The sequence below is a fragment of the Collinsella sp. HCP3S3_E11 genome (genome assembly GCF_052067375.1).
Classification (GTDB): Bacteria; Actinomycetota; Coriobacteriia; order Coriobacteriales; family Coriobacteriaceae; genus Collinsella.
Window position 1 is genome coordinate 25,732 of sequence record NZ_JBQHQI010000017.1, and the last position, 14,812, is coordinate 40,543.

Below are 14,812 nucleotides of genomic sequence, written 5' to 3' on the forward strand. Positions count from 1 at the left end.
TTCACGTGAAACATTCCGATTCATCATCTGTTATGTTTCACGTGAAACATAACAAGTAATTACTATCCATTATGTTTCACGTGAAACATCTAGGCAAGCGGATTCTTCTTCGCCATGCCATTAGCACGTGGAAGCGAAATAGCTGCCGGACGAGATTTTTTTAGAATGATAAACTCGCGATGACCCAAGCCATTTGGCAAATCTAAATCATCTGTCAAAAGTGTGGTGAACCCGCATATGCTAGCGGCAGTTAGACCAGACTGAAGTTCGACGTCTGACGGGTTTCCCTTAGTAATAACAAAGAGACCACTATCTATTAGAAATGGTGAAGCATACTCGACGAGAACTGGTAACGGTGCAAGTGCACGAGCAGTGACAACAGCAAACTGTTTCTTATGGCTTCGGGCATATTCTTCAAGACGATCATGAACCGCGTGAGCATGCTTGAGACCGAGAGCCTCAACAAATGAGTTGACGGCATCAACCTTCTTGCCAACCGAATCGATATAGGTAGCCTTACGTCCGCAAGCAATTGTCAAAGGGATACCAGGAAACCCAGAACCAGTACCCATGTCTAACAAAGCGCCTTCTGGAGCTATGTCTATATAGGGAAGCAACACAAGCGAATCAAGAATATGAAGAACAGCCGCATCTTCGATATTTAGGATGCGCGTAAGATTGGTGGTCTTATTAGCCTCCAAAACAAGATCAAGATGCTCAATACAGGAGCGTAGGGCATCATTGGAGACCTTCAAAGAATAGTCTTCGCAATACGAAATTAGACGACTAAGCATCTGGCTTGTCTGCTCATCGGTTAGTACAAACAAGACAAACTCCTATCTGACAAAAATCAGTGTATCAAGAACTTTTGACAAAAAAAGGGGGCGTGGTTTCCACGTCCCCTTAAGATAAGCTCGTTTAGGTTATCGAGCAACAATCACAACATGACGATCGGGGTCAGAACCCTCAGAATGCGTGTCGACGGCGTCGTTGCCGCGAAGAGCAATATGAACCAGACGGCGCTCGTAGGCATTCATGGGCGGAAGCGAAACGCTTTTGTGAGTGCGCACTGCCCGCTCGGCAGCAGACTGAGCCATAGAGGCAACCTTGTCCTGGCGGCGGCTCTTATATCCCTCGACGTCGACGACGACCGGATACCTAAAGCCAAGCTTGCGACTCACCAACAGCGAGAACATAACCTGAAGGGCATCAAGGGTGCGTCCATGACGACCAATAAGGACGGCAAGGTCGGGAGCCGTTACATCAAGAATCAGTTCGCCCTCGTCGCCCTCATACTCATCGATAGGAGAGTTGGCGGCGTCGAAATGCGAAAGGATGGAACGAAGAATAGAAATCGCAACATCGGCAATGGTGTCGAGCTCTTCGTCCGTAAGCTCTTCACCAGCCTTGTAGCGCTGTGCAATCCCGAGATAATCGCCCGCGGCCTGCGGGGCAACCTCCTCAAGCATATCCTCGACGATCTCTTCAGACATAACGTACTCCAAAAGTTAGGTACCTAAATAAGATTACTATACCGCTACTTCTTCTTGTGCGGGCGCGGCTTCTTCTCGCGACGCGTGACCTCAACCTGCAGCGGGGCGTTCTTAAGACGCTCCTCCTCTTCGGCCTTAGCCTTCTCGATAACCTTCTGCGTCACAAAGATCTGCTGGATAACCTGCCAGGCAGAAGACACGTCGTAGTACAAAAGAACACCGACGGGAAGGCTCCAACCCATCCAGAGCATCATGACGGTCATGACGACGGCCATCATGCGCATGCTCTGGGCCTGCTGACCAGTCTGATTGCGCGACATGTACAGCTGCGGAATCAGGGTCAGGACAGCAAACAGAATCAGGCAAACCAGCGCAGGCAGTGCGACCATAAAGCCATCGGCAAAAGAGGCGCTCGGCGTGGTAGTCAGATCGGGCAGAATGTTGAAGAACGAGAAGGTGCCCTCGTTAAAGTACTGCGGCAGGTTTTGCAGAAGCGTAAACAGGGCGATGAGGATAGGCATCTGAATCAGAAGCGGCAGACAGCCGGACAGCGGATTGAACTTGTTCTCGCTGTAGAACTTCTGCATCTCCTCGGCCTGACGTTGGGGATCGTCGGCGTAGCGCTCCTGGATCTCGAGCATCTTGGGCTGCAGCACCTGCATACGGGCCGTCGACTTGGTCGACTTGAGCATGAGCGGCGTCAGCAGCAGACGGACGATGACCACCAGGATAATGATGGACAGGCCCCAGTCGACCGCAAAGGTCTGGATGAGCTTGAGCAGCTCGAAAAGGATGTTAACGATCCAATCCCACATGTAATTTTTCCTCCGATAGCGAGTGCCCGCTAGGGCACAGGGTCATAACCGCCGACGTGCAGGGGATTGCAGCGAGCGATGCGCCTCACGGCAAGCCAGCAGCCTCTACAAACACCGTATTTCTCGATAGCCTGGACGGCGTAATGAGAACACGTTGGATAATAAATGCAGGTGTCAGGCAATAAGGGCGAAATAACCTGTTGATATATGCGAATAGGAGCGATGGCAACACGTCGCAAAACGTGATTGCTCATCGCTCCTCCCCGGCAACGCCGGCGCGTATCACAAGCGAACGCAATGCCTCGTTCATCTCCTCCGGCGACGAGATCCTCGTCTTGGGGGTCGCGAACAAGATGATGTCATAACCCGCAACAGGAAATCCGCAGCTGCGGGCGGCCTCGCGCATCACACGCTTAGAACGGTTGCGCACAACTGCGCAACCGAGTCGTTTAGCACCAACGAAGGCGACCCTTCCAGAGTCGCCTTCGCCAACCGATTCACATATGGTCATTCGAATCAGAGGATGATTGAAACGACGCCCCTGACTGAACACATGCTCGAAATCTTGCCGAGACTTAATAGTCTTCATGCGAGATGTGTGTATCGCTGCTAGACAGTGAGACGCTTGCGGCCCTTGGCGCGGCGACGGGCGAGCACGGCACGACCACCCTTGGTGGCCATACGGGCACGGAAGCCATGGGTCTTGGCACGCTTACGCTTATTAGGCTGATACGTACGCTTCATCTTAAGTTCCTCCTGCTGCATTTCGAGTGTCCGCGAGGGCGCGGACGCAGATATAGACACGTGAGCTTGAAGATTGTAGGGAAATCAATGTTCAAATGTCAAGAAATCAAAGGTAAAAGGTTGCGCAGTTCACACGGTTCCGCCATAAGCCGGATGAGTTTTTGAGTATGACTCCAACTTTTCACGATATTTCACTGAGTTTTCAACAGGTCATGTTGGCAATGTTGAGAACTTTTCGCCCATTTTCCAAAGTTTTCAACATGTTTTGAAAACTTGTCGAAAGATGAGAAACATTGCACGGTGAGCTACTATTTATCCGAAACCTTTTGAAAGATTGCGAGCGGCATGTCTGACGACTTTTACACCATGGTCGATTCCGGTGACCCGGCACCCGACAACGAGCACATCAACGGCGTACGCGAAGAGCGCGAAGAGGGCGAGCAGACATCGAAACAGACACCAAAAACCATGTATGCGGCGCGCATCGCCGTCTATGACGACATGCTTTCGACCCCGCGCGTGATCGTCATCGAGCCGCAAGACATCCGCACGTATCTGGAAGAGACGACTAACACCGTCTACCAGTGCATGAAAGAGCAAGGCGGACACATCTCACTCATGGTTATCCGCGAGATTGTCGAAAACTTTATCCACGCCCACTTTGCCGAGCCCATTATCTCGATCCTGGACGGCGGGGAAACTATCCGCTTTGCCGACCAAGGTCCGGGCATCGACGACAAAGAGCGCGCCTTCGACTTTGGCGTCACCAGCGCAAACAGCAAGATGAAGCGGTATATACGCGGCACCGGGGCAGGTTTTCCCATGGTGCAGGAATACCTGGAAAACGCCGGCGGGGCAGTCTCCATCGAAGACAACATGGGCAACGGCACCGTCGTCACGGTGAGCCTCGACCCCAAGCGCGTGCAGGAAATTGAGCGCGCGGGAGGGCGCGGGGCAGCCGTGCGCCCCGAGACCCAGGGGTCGGAATACCCACTGCCGGGAGCATTTCCACAGCAAGCAATGATGACTCCGCAGCAAACCATAGCCACGCCCCCACTGCAACAGCCCATGGTTTCGCAGCAGATGCATCAACCCGGCATGCCGCCCATGCAGGACCCCCAGCCCGCGGGACAGACGACAACTCAAGGCTCGGCGGAGTCCATGGTCCCGGCCGATTCGGATGCAGCCGCGATGCAGCAGGTGACGGGCATGCAAGGAGCTCGGCAGATGGGCTTCCAACCGTACCCGCAGGCATATCCGGGACAATATATGCCGCAGCAGGGATACTCCCAGCAATATATGCAGCAGTATCCCCAGGGCTATCAGCAGCCGTATCAGCAGATGCCGCAGCCGTACCATCCCTGGGCCCAGCAGATGCCGCCGCAGCCATACCAACAGTGGCCGCAAAGTTTTCAACAGCCGATGCCAACCATGCAGAGTTCTCAACAACCAGCAGCTCAAATGATGTATCCTAATGCGGCGAATCAATACGCACAGCCGCAACCGGACGTATTTGTGAGCGAGCGCGGCAACGCGGCGCTGGGATATCTGGCTCAAAACCAAGAGTGCGGCGCCACCGACCTGGCGCGAGCATTTGGAAACTCCGCGCCCACGTGGTCACGCACACTCAATGACTTGGCGCAGGCCGGCTTGGTAATCAAACACGGTCAGAAATACCATCTGACCGAACTCGGCAGCGCTCGCGTGCGTGCCCAAAGTTAAGGACGGGAGAGACAGTGGACGAGGAAGCAAGCATCATCCTGGAGGATGCCATCGCCTTTTGCCAGCGCGACGGCCAAGATGCACGCCTCATCAACATGTTGGGGCAATCGTGTGCCGTGAGCCTGACCGAGGACACCTTGACCATCGAGGCACCGTCGCGCTTTGCCATTGCGCAGCTCAAAAAGCACCAGCCGACTATCGAGCACTACCTAGAAGAAATTGCCTTTGCGCCGATCGCGCTCAACATCGTGGCTCCACAGGGTCCCACGACAGGCGCCACAGGGGCGGCACCCGTCACTCCCCCTTTGACGACCGTCGCCCCCGTGGCGGCTCCGGAGACCAATGCGAGCGATGTTTCCCGTGAAACCATGCCCCACGCAACAGCCGTGCCGGTAGCAACCGCGCCCAGCGTTTCACACATGCCCGTCGCGCACGACGCGGCGCCGGGCGAAGAACCGGGCATCGCGATCAAAAACACGCTGTCGGCCGACGATTTCCGCCGCATGATGAATCAGATGAAGGGCGTGGCACCCGCCAAGAGCGCAAAACCAGTCTCGACATCGCCTGTGAGCGTGCCTGCGGCTGCTGCGCCGGGCGAGCAGAACGCCGATGGCGCGCCCCTCGTGGCCAACTCAAAATTCACCTTCGAAAACTTTGTCTACGGCCCCGAAAACAGCCACGCCTATCGTTCGGCGCTTAAATTCGCCGCACTCGCAGACGAACGCGGTACTTGCACATCCCTGTTCATCTATGGCAAATCGGGCTTAGGCAAGACCCACTTGCTGCTCGCCATCAAAAACGAGCTCGCCGAGAAGTCGCCCGAGATCAAAGTGAAATACGCCAACTCACAGGCATACATCGATGATCTGATGACAGAATTCGACCGCCAAAAGAAGAGTAACGCTCCCATCATGCAGGCATACCACGGCGTGGACGTGCTCATCATCGATGACATCCAAAACATCATCGGCAAGCGCGCGAGCGTGGACTACTTTTTCCAGCTCATGGACGAGTTTATCCGCAACAACAAGAAGGTCGTGATTGCCGCAGACCGTGCGCCCAAGGACCTGAACATGGACGAGCGTCTGACCAGCCGCTTTAACGCCGGCATGCTCTGCTTGGTAGCAGAGCCCAGCTACGAGATGAAATACAAGATTCTGCAGCGCTATTACGAGAACACGATCGCGGCGGCGCCCGAGGCGGGCGACGACTCGCTGCTGGCGGCCTACGGTGGCGACAGCGGACATCTGACCGACGAGCACTTTAAACATATGGCGGAGGTATCAGGCACCAACATCCGTGAGCTCGAGAGCTTCTGCGAGCGCTGCGCCGGGGAGGCGGGCGACCGCGAGCGCGAGGGTAGCGAGCTGAGCTTCGACGACATCGATACCATCGCCAGCCAGTACTTCGACACGTCGGCCAAAAAGATCAACGTGCAGACAGTTCAGTCTGTTATCGAGGAGCAGTACGGCGTGACGCATGAGGAGCTCATTGGTCCGCGCCGCAATGCCAGTATCGCCAAGGCGCGCCATATCGCCATCTACCTAGCGATCGAGATGTGCGAGATGACAACCACCGCCGTGGGTGCGGAGTTTGGCAACCGCAACCACTCGACCGTCAGCACGAGCTACAAAAAAGTCCAGAAGATGATTCAGGAAGACCGGACCGTGACCGAGGACCTCAAATCGCTACGGGACAAAATTACACTGCGCTCGTAGGGAAATAGGCACACCTGTTGAAAACTTGTCGAAACCGCGGGCATAAGGTGTCTAAAACCCAGCCTGCTCCGATGAAAAGTTTTGCGCAGGTTTTGAACGTGGAAAACGACCCCTGTTGCACACAGGGAACTGTCGATTCTCTTTTTGGGTTTGACCTGCATGTTTGGGAGTAATCAACAGTTTCGTCAGTACTATTACTATTATTAAGATATTTATATCTATAGAAAGGTATTAAAAGATGAAGTTCACCGTCAGCCAGAGCTCGCTTACGCAAGCAATCGGCGTCGTCATGAAGGGTGTCGCTTCGGCATCCACCCTCCCTATTCTGTCGGGCGTGCTCATCAAGGCACAAGACGGCATCTTGGAATTCCAGACCTCTAACTACACTATCTCGATTCGTCACCGCATCGCGGCACATGTGGAAGAGGAAGGTGAGATGGTAATCCCCTGCAAGATGCTCTCCAACATCACCAAGACCCTTCCCGATGCCCCAGTTACCTTTGAGCTTTCGGAGCGCCAGGTGCTGATCGGTTGCGAGAAGAGTTCCTTCCGCCTGAATACGCTCGATGCCAACGATTTCCCCGAGTTCCCGGCCTATGCCATCGAGAGCGCCGTTGAGCTCCCGACCGACATTCTGTCCGAGATGGTCAGCCGCGTGTGGCGCGTCACCTCGACCGACAAGGCCCGCCCCATCCTGGGCGGTGTGCATATGAGAGTCGAAAACAACACCGTGCGCCTGGTGGCGACCGACTCCTTCCGTCTGGCCGTGTGCGATACGCAGGTGGAGACCTCGACGCTCGAGGGCTCCTTTGAGCTCAACGTGCCGGCCGATGCCTTCAACGACGCCCTGAGCATCATGGCGAGCCAGGCGACCATTATGATCGGTGCCACCGACACCCAGGTTGTCTTTGAAGCCGGCAACACCACCTACGTGTCGCGCCGCATAGAGGGTGTGTATCCCAACTACAAGCAGCTCATCCCCGATTCGTGCGTAACGAGCGTCAAGATCGACGTGGCGGCTTTTAATGCCGCCCTCAAGCGCGTGGCGGTCATCGCGAGCGCCAACCCCGCCGTCAAGTTTGAGATCGATGTCGAGAACGGCCAGATGGGCCTGTCCTCCATCTCCAATGACCAGGATCTGGCGCAGGAGACGATCGATGTCGAGGCCGAGGGCGAGTCGGGTACCATTGCCTTTAACTACCACTACATCTTTGGCTGTCTCAACGCCCTGTCCAAGGAGAAGGAGATCACGCTGGAGCTCAAGAGCTACTCGCAGGCCGGCATCTTTAAGTCCTACGACAAGATCAACTATCTGTACCTGGTCATGCCGGTGCGCATCTAGCGGCGCCCTATGGCCATGTTCGCCCGCGATCTTTCCGTCGCGCGCTACCGCAGCTTCGATAGCTATCGCCTGGAACTGAGCGATGGCGTGACGGTGCTCGCGGGGCCCAACGCGGCGGGAAAGACCAACCTCATAGAGGCACTGCAGCTGCTAACGAGCGGCGCCTCGTTTAGGCATTCCACTGCCGTCGAGCTTGTGCACGACGGCACGGGTTTGTGCAGGGCCGAGCTTAGGCTCGAGGGCGATGGCCGCGTGCTGGACATGGGCCTATGCGTGGAGGACGGTAAGCGTTCGTTTAGCCGCAACGGCAAGCGGTGTGCCGCCTCTGGCGTGCGCGGCGTGCTGCCGAGTGTTTTGTTCTGCCCCGATCATCTGGATATGGTTAAGCGCGGTGCCAGCGTGCGTCGCGCTGCGCTCGATGACTTTGGCGTGCAGCTGAGCGCCCGCTATGCCGATCTGGCAAGCGCCTATGGCCGCTGCGTGACGCAGCGTAACGCCCTGCTCAAAGAGACATGGTGCTGCCGTGAGATGCTCGGTGCGTGGAATGAGTCGATTGCCCGCGCCGGATCGGCCCTGCTGGTGCACCGCTTGGCCCTGCTCGATCGCTTGGACGCCCACGTGCGCAATGCCTACGGGCTGGTTGCGTCCGGGGAGGAGGCCGATGTGGCCTATGCGTCCACGTTGGGAGAGCTGCCCCAGACCGATGACCGCGAGGAGCTGAGGGGCTGGGCATACGAGCACATGCTCGCGGCGCTCGACGAGCGCGCCGACGAGGAAATCCGCCGCGGCGTGACACTCGTGGGTCCGCACCGCGACGAGATTGAGTTTTCGGTCGCCGGCCGCTCGGCTCGCTCGTTTGCCAGTCAGGGTCAGCAACGTACGTTGGTTCTGGCTTGGAAGGTGGCCGAGGTGGCCGTAGCCCGCGATATTCTGGGTACCGCCCCGCTGCTGCTTTTGGATGACGTGATGAGCGAGCTCGACGGCGATCGCCGCGCCGCATTTTTGCAGCTGATCGGCGACGACATCCAGACAGTCATAACCACCACCAATTTGGGATACTTTACCGATGAGTTACTTGATCGAGCCAAGGTGGTGAGCATGGGTGAGGCATGCTAATTACGAGCGTGAGAACGGCATGGCTGCCTTCAGTGACTTTTTGGGTGCCGAGCGCCAGCGCATCTTGGCGTCGGCTACGCCCGAGCGTCGTGCGCAAATGGAGGCCGCCGAGGAATCGCGTACGGTCTACCGTGCTTGGAACGCGGTGTGCTCGGGCACGCGCGAGGGCCGGCACGTGACGGGGCTGCGTTATCTTCCCGAGTCCAACGAGCTGCTGGTGTATCTCGATTCGCCCTCGTGGACACAGGAGATGACACTTTTGCGCGAGATAATCCGCGCGCGCATGGAGCGTGCCGGCGCGCATGTGGATGGCCTGGTATTTAAGACGACCCGCCCCGGCCACACACCGCCCGCGGCAAAAGAGCGCCTGCGCCCGGTCGCGCCCGAGCGCCCGCCCGCGCCGCATGCCGACCTGAATGAAGCCGAGCGTGCCGAGATCGAGCGCCAGGTGTCGCCCATCGAAGACCAAAAACTGCGTGAGGCCCTCCAGAACGCCATGAGGGCCAGTGCCGAGTGGGCCAAGGGCGTGCAAAGCAAAAAAGAGTCTTAAATCGCATCTGGTGGCCTTGTATAGGCAAATACCCTCGTCCCCGAGGGTATTTTTTACGATAAAATAGTAAGGCTATACAGATTTTCTTAACCGAAGGAGGACGTGTGGCAAACGAAAACGATTACGATGGCGGCGAAATTAAGATCCTCGAGGGTCTCGAAGCCGTCCGTAAGCGCCCGGGCATGTATATCGGCTCGACGAGCGCCAGCGGTCTGCACCACCTGGTGTGGGAGATCGTTGACAACTCCGTCGACGAGGCCATGGCCGGTTTCTGCACCGAGATTCAGGTGACGGTCCACGCCGACAACTCCATTACGGTCGTCGATAACGGGCGCGGCATCCCCGTCGACGAGCACCCTGTCAAAAAGATTCCGACGCTCGAAGTCGTCATGACGATCCTTCACGCCGGCGGTAAGTTCGATAACTCGGCCTATAAGGTTTCCGGCGGTCTGCACGGCGTGGGCATCTCCGTTGTCAACGCCCTGTCCAAGCGCGTGGTCGTACAGGTGCGCCGCGACGGCAATATCTACGAGATGGAATTCTCGCGCGGCAAGACCGTCAAGAAGATGGAGGTCGTGGGCACCTCGGATTCGACGGGCACCACCGTCTCCTTCTGGCCCGACGACGAGATCTTCGAGACCTGCGTCTACGATTTCGATACACTGCACAATCGTCTGCAAGAGACGGCGTTTCTCAACAAGAACCTCAAGATCGTGCTGACTGACGAGCGTGAGGCGGCTCCCCGCGTGGAGGAGTTTTGCTACGAGGGCGGCATCATCGACTTCGTCAAGTTCCTCAACGACGGCAAGGACGTCCCCGAGGCCTTTAAGGAGCCCATCTACATTGAGGGCAAATCGGACCCGGATGCGCCCGTGGCCAAGATGGGCGAGGTCGAGGTGTCCCTGCAGTGGAACGCCGGTTATGGCGAGAACGTCATGTCGTTTGCCAACGACATCTACACCCCCGAGGGCGGCATGCACCTTGAGGGCTTCCGCACCGCCCTCACCCGCGTGATTAACGATTACGCCCGCAAGCAGAACCTGCTTAAGGAGAAAGAGGCCAACCTGAGCGGTGACGACGTGCGCGAGGGTCTCTCGGCCGTCATCTCGGTCAAGCTGCCCGATCCGCAGTTTGAGGGCCAGACCAAGGCCAAGCTCGGTAGTTCCTACATGCGCGCGCTTACGCTCAAGATTGTGACCGACGGTCTTGCCGACTACCTCGAGGAGCACCCCAAGCCCGCCCGCGAGATCGTCAAGAAGGCGCAGCAGGCCTGCAAGGCCCGTAACGCCGCCCGCAAGGCGCGCGAGGCGACCCGTCGCAAGAGCCTGCTCGAGACGGCGTCGCTGCCCGGCAAACTCGCCGACTGCTCGGTGCGCGATGCCGAGCTGACCGAGCTCTTCATCGTAGAGGGCGACTCGGCAGGCGGTTCGGCCAAGGACGGCCGTCGCCGAGACATCCAGGCGATTCTGCCCCTGCGCGGCAAGATTCTGAACGTCGAGCGCGTGGGTGACCATCGTGCGTTCTCGAGCGACACCATCCAGTCGCTGATCACCGCGATCGGTTGCGGCGTCACGACGAGCGCCGGCGACGGCGGCGACTTCGATATCACCAAGGCGCGCTACCACAAGATCATCATCATGACCGATGCAGATGTCGACGGTGCGCATATCCGCATCCTGCTGCTGACGTTCTTCTACAAGTACATGCGTCCGCTGATCGATGCCGGCTATGTCTATGTTGCCTGCCCGCCCATCTTTGGCATTAAGGTGCGCAACAAGATCCACTACGTGTATCCCAACGGCCGACAGCCCGAAGACGAGATTCTGCGCGACACCATTCAGAGCCTGGGCCTGAGCCCCGACGACAACGACGAGGACGGCAAGGCCAAGGATGGCAAGATCACCAAGAAGCGCAAGGGCTATACCGTCCAGCGCTACAAGGGCCTGGGTGAGATGGACCCCAAGCAGCTTGCCTCGACGACGATGGACCCCAAGACCCGCATTTTGCAGCGCGTGACGATCGAGGATGCCGTGGTGGCGGACCGTGCCGTACGCGAGCTCATGGGTTCCGAGGTGGGCTATCGCCGCGAGTACATTGAAAAACACGCGCATGATGCACGCTTCTTAGATGCCTAACCTGTTCGGCTTTCCCAGCCACCGCACCTTCGCCCTCAATCGTCGGTTGCGTACCCAAGTACGCTTCCCTCCTCTTTCGGGCGAATCTGCGGCACCTGGAAAAGCCGTCTCCGTGGTAGGGAACTAATGGACCACGCAAACCATGAGGAGGTAACGTGGCAGACGATATCAACAACAACGAGGGTATGGACGAGGCCGGCGACGCCGGTATGCCCGATGATCTGAAGCGCCTGCTCGCCCGCGCCGAGCAGGGCGAGGATGGCGACCCGGATTCCTACAACCCCGATGTCGAGGATGAAGAGGAAGAGGATGACGACGCCGAGCTCGAGGAGAGCTTTGGCGCGGTCGATCGCGGCGCCTCGGCCGGCGAGGACATCAACGGCGGCCAGCTCCAGATTTCGGAGTTTGGCCGCGAGATGAAGCAGTCGTTTATCGAGTACTCGATGTCGGTCATTACGGCACGCGCCCTGCCGGACGTGCGCGACGGCTTAAAGCCGGTGCACCGCCGCATCCTGTACGCCATGAACGAGAGCGGCATCTACCCCAACCGCCCGCACAAGAAGTCGGCCTGGACGGTCGGCGAAGTTATCGGTAAGTACCACCCCCACGGCGACTCCGCGGTCTATGAGACCATGGTTCGTCTGGCGCAGTGGTTCTCCATGCGCACGCCGCTTATCGACGGCCACGGCAACTTTGGCAACATCGACGGCGACGGTGCCGCAGCTATGCGTTACACCGAGAGCCGTCTGGCAAAGCCCGCCATGGAGCTGCTCCGCGACCTGCAGAAGGATACCGTCGACTGGCAGCCCAACTACGACGAGTCGCTCGCCGAGCCCGTGGTACTGCCCGCACGCTTCCCCAACCTGCTGGTTAACGGCAGCCAAGGCATCGCTGTAGGCATGGCCACCAATATCGCCCCGCATAACCTCACCGAGGCGATCGAGGCCACCTGCTACCTGATCGACAACCCCGACGCCACCGTCGACGAGCTCATGCAGATTATGCCCGGCCCGGACTTTCCCACCGGTGCCATCATCATGGGTAGCGCCGGCATTAAGCAGAGCTACGAGACCGGCCGCGGTTCCATCACCGTGCGCGCCAAGGCCCATGTGGAGTCCACCAAGACCGGCCGCAGCCGCCTGGTCTTTACCGAGATTCCCTACATGGTCAACAAGGGCACCCTTCAGGAGAAAATCGCCCAGCTCGTAAACGACAAGCGCATCGAGGGCATCTCGGACATGCGCGACGAGTCCAACCAAAAGGGCATCCGTCTGGTCATTGAGCTCAAGAAGGGCGTTATCCCGCAGGTCGTACTTAACAACCTGTATAAGTACACCTCGCTGCAGACCACCTTTGGTGCCAACAATCTGGCGCTCGTCAATGGCGTTCCTAAATGCCTGAGCCTGCGCGAGATGCTGCAGCACTACATCGACCACCAGGTCGACGTAGTCACCCGCCGCACCCACTTTGACCTTAAAAAGGCCCAGGCCCGTGCACATATCCTTGAGGGCTACCTTATGGCCCTCGACCATATCGACGAGGTCATTAGCATCATTCGCTCCTCGCAGACCGATGCCGAGGCCAGCAGCCGGCTGATTGAGCGTTTTGGCTTTACGCCCGAGCAGACCACGGCCATCCTCGAGATGAAGCTGCGTCGCCTGACCGGCCTGGAGCGCGACAAGATCCAGGAAGAGCTGGACGGCCTGCGCCGTGCTATCGCCTACTACGAGGACCTGCTGACGCACGAGGAGAAGATTCTGGGCGTCATCAAGGAAGAGATGCGCGAGATCTCCAAGAAGTTTGGCGACAAGCGCCGTACCGAGATCAGCCAGGTCGAGAAGGATCTGGACGTCGAGGACCTCATCGCCGACGAGGACATGGTCGTGACGATCACCCACACCGGCTATGTGAAGCGTATCCCGGTGGCCGCTTACCGCGCCCAGAAGCGCGGCGGCAAGGGCGTGTCGGGCGTCAACCTTAAAGAGGACGACGTTATTGACGAGATGTTTATCGCTTCCACCCACGAGTATGTGCTGTTCTTCTCGAGCAAGGGCAAGGTCTACCGTCTGAAGGTGCACGAGCTGCCGGTTGGTACGCGCCAGGCACGCGGCACCGCAATCGTCAACCTGCTTCCCTTCGAGGAGGGCGAGAAGATCGCGAGCGTCATTAGCTGTCGTGAGTTCCCCGCCGATGAGTACCTGATGTTTGCCACCAAGAACGGCATGGTCAAGAAGACCGTGATGAGCGCCTATGATCGCAGCCGCCGCGATGGCCTCATCGCCATCAACCTGAGGGACGACGACGCGCTGCTCGCCGTGCGCCGCGTACGCGAGGGCGACAAGATCATCATGGCCACCACTGCGGGCAAGGCGATCATGTTCCCCGAGGACCAGGTTCGCGCTACCGGCCGCGACACCAGCGGTGTCCGCGGCATTGGCATGAAGGACGGCGTGAGTGTCCTGGGCATGGAGGTCACCAACGGCGAGGGCGACCTGTTTGTCATTACCGAGTGCGGCTACGGCAAGCGCACGCCGGTCTCGGATTATCCGGAGCAAAACCGCGGCGGCCAGGGTGTCTACACCATCCAAATGACCGAGCGCAAGGGCAACCTTGCGGCCATGAAGGCGGTCGGCCCGCAGCATGAGTTGTTTATCGTGACGGAGGGCGCGACGGTCATTCGCGTCAAGACCGACGAGATCAGCCGGACCGGTCGAACCACGCAGGGTGTCAAGATGATGACCGTAAGCGATGACGACCACGTGTGCGCCGTTGCCCGCATGACGGCCGCCGAAGAGAAGCCCGAGGGCGAGAGTGCCGAGACCGCATACGTCACCGAAGAGGCCCCAGTCGACCCAGGCGACGGCAACGACATACCAGAGGATCTCCTAGACGAGTAAGAGGCCCTAGCTGGTAAAAATCATCAGACCCCATATATCGGCGGTCGGCGCACTGCGCGCCGACCGCTTTTTTGAAAACCTTGGGACCCCATGGTCGCTGGGCTGGCGAGATAGTGTTGGTTTGTCGCGAGTTCCGCACGCAAAGAAGGCCACTTAATGTGGCCTTCGTGGTACCGTCAAGATTCTTTCGCAAATTGATTTAGCCGTCCTCGGCCCCGTCCTCTTCTAGCCCTCCGCCTTTCCCCTCAGCTCGTCCATCTCCTCCAGCTTCGACATGTCC

13 protein-coding genes are annotated in these 14,812 nt (G+C 58.2%); 7 read left to right on the top strand and 6 right to left on the bottom strand.

Going from position 1 to position 14,812, the window contains the following annotated elements; all coding sequences use genetic code 11:
* Window positions 1-89: 89 nt before the first annotated feature.
* The 6 genes from rsmG to rpmH form a co-directional block, all read right to left on the bottom strand.
* Window positions 90-827 (bottom strand): 16S rRNA (guanine(527)-N(7))-methyltransferase RsmG, encoded by a 738-nt coding sequence (rsmG, locus tag ACTM86_RS08255; RefSeq protein ID WP_441017048.1) that lies wholly within the window; start codon window positions 825-827, stop codon window positions 90-92.
* Window positions 828-923: 96 nt separating this feature from the next.
* Window positions 924-1,493, bottom strand: coding sequence for a Jag family protein (locus ACTM86_RS08260; RefSeq protein ID WP_441017051.1), 570 nt, complete (start codon window positions 1,491-1,493; stop codon window positions 924-926).
* A gap of 44 nt (window positions 1,494-1,537) precedes the next feature.
* Window positions 1,538-2,308, bottom strand: a complete 771-nt coding sequence (locus tag ACTM86_RS08265) for a YidC/Oxa1 family membrane protein insertase (protein WP_441017054.1) — start codon at window positions 2,306-2,308, stop codon at window positions 1,538-1,540.
* A 29-nt stretch (window positions 2,309-2,337) separates the two neighbouring features.
* A complete protein-coding gene (gene yidD, locus ACTM86_RS08270; protein WP_441017057.1) occupies window positions 2,338-2,562 on the bottom strand; it encodes a membrane protein insertion efficiency factor YidD in 225 nt (74 codons plus the stop codon).
* On the bottom strand, window positions 2,559-2,897 hold the full coding sequence (gene rnpA, locus ACTM86_RS08275; protein ID WP_154516785.1) for a ribonuclease P protein component: 339 nt from the start codon (window positions 2,895-2,897) through the stop codon (window positions 2,559-2,561). The genes yidD and rnpA overlap by 4 nt, the downstream gene beginning before the upstream one ends.
* Window positions 2,898-2,917: 20 nt before the next feature.
* Complete coding sequence (rpmH, locus tag ACTM86_RS08280; protein ID WP_019127408.1) at window positions 2,918-3,052, bottom strand: 50S ribosomal protein L34; 135 nt, start codon at window positions 3,050-3,052, stop codon at window positions 2,918-2,920.
* Between the two features lie 345 nt (window positions 3,053-3,397).
* Here rpmH and ACTM86_RS08285 point away from each other — a divergent pair, with 345 nt between their 5' ends.
* The 7 genes from ACTM86_RS08285 to gyrA all read left to right on the top strand — a co-directional run bounded on the left by ACTM86_RS08285 (window position 3,398) and on the right by gyrA (window position 14,532).
* Entirely contained in the window at window positions 3,398-4,774 is a 1,377-nt protein-coding gene (locus ACTM86_RS08285; protein ID WP_441017060.1) for an ATP-binding protein, read from the top strand.
* 14 nt (window positions 4,775-4,788) lie between these two features.
* Complete coding sequence (locus tag ACTM86_RS08290) at window positions 4,789-6,492, top strand: DnaA ATPase domain-containing protein (RefSeq protein ID WP_441017063.1); 1,704 nt, start codon at window positions 4,789-4,791, stop codon at window positions 6,490-6,492.
* 238 nt (window positions 6,493-6,730) lie between these two features.
* The gene (gene dnaN / locus ACTM86_RS08295) at window positions 6,731-7,834 is read left to right on the top strand and encodes a DNA polymerase III subunit beta (protein ID WP_427748154.1); all 1,104 of its coding nucleotides are present in this window, start codon (window positions 6,731-6,733) and stop codon (window positions 7,832-7,834) included.
* A gap of 9 nt (window positions 7,835-7,843) precedes the next feature.
* Window positions 7,844-8,950, top strand: coding sequence for a DNA replication/repair protein RecF (recF, locus tag ACTM86_RS08300; RefSeq protein ID WP_441017066.1), 1,107 nt, complete (start codon window positions 7,844-7,846; stop codon window positions 8,948-8,950).
* Entirely contained in the window at window positions 8,937-9,500 is a 564-nt protein-coding gene (locus ACTM86_RS08305) for a DciA family protein (protein ID WP_441017069.1), read from the top strand. The genes recF and ACTM86_RS08305 overlap by 14 nt, the downstream gene beginning before the upstream one ends.
* Before the next feature lie 104 nt (window positions 9,501-9,604).
* Entirely contained in the window at window positions 9,605-11,635 is a 2,031-nt protein-coding gene (gyrB, locus tag ACTM86_RS08310; RefSeq protein ID WP_441017072.1) for a DNA topoisomerase (ATP-hydrolyzing) subunit B, read from the top strand.
* A gap of 185 nt (window positions 11,636-11,820) precedes the next feature.
* Window positions 11,821-14,532 (top strand): DNA gyrase subunit A, encoded by a 2,712-nt coding sequence (gene gyrA, locus ACTM86_RS08315; RefSeq protein ID WP_441017078.1) that lies wholly within the window; start codon window positions 11,821-11,823, stop codon window positions 14,530-14,532.
* Window positions 14,533-14,812 lie beyond the last annotated feature (280 nt).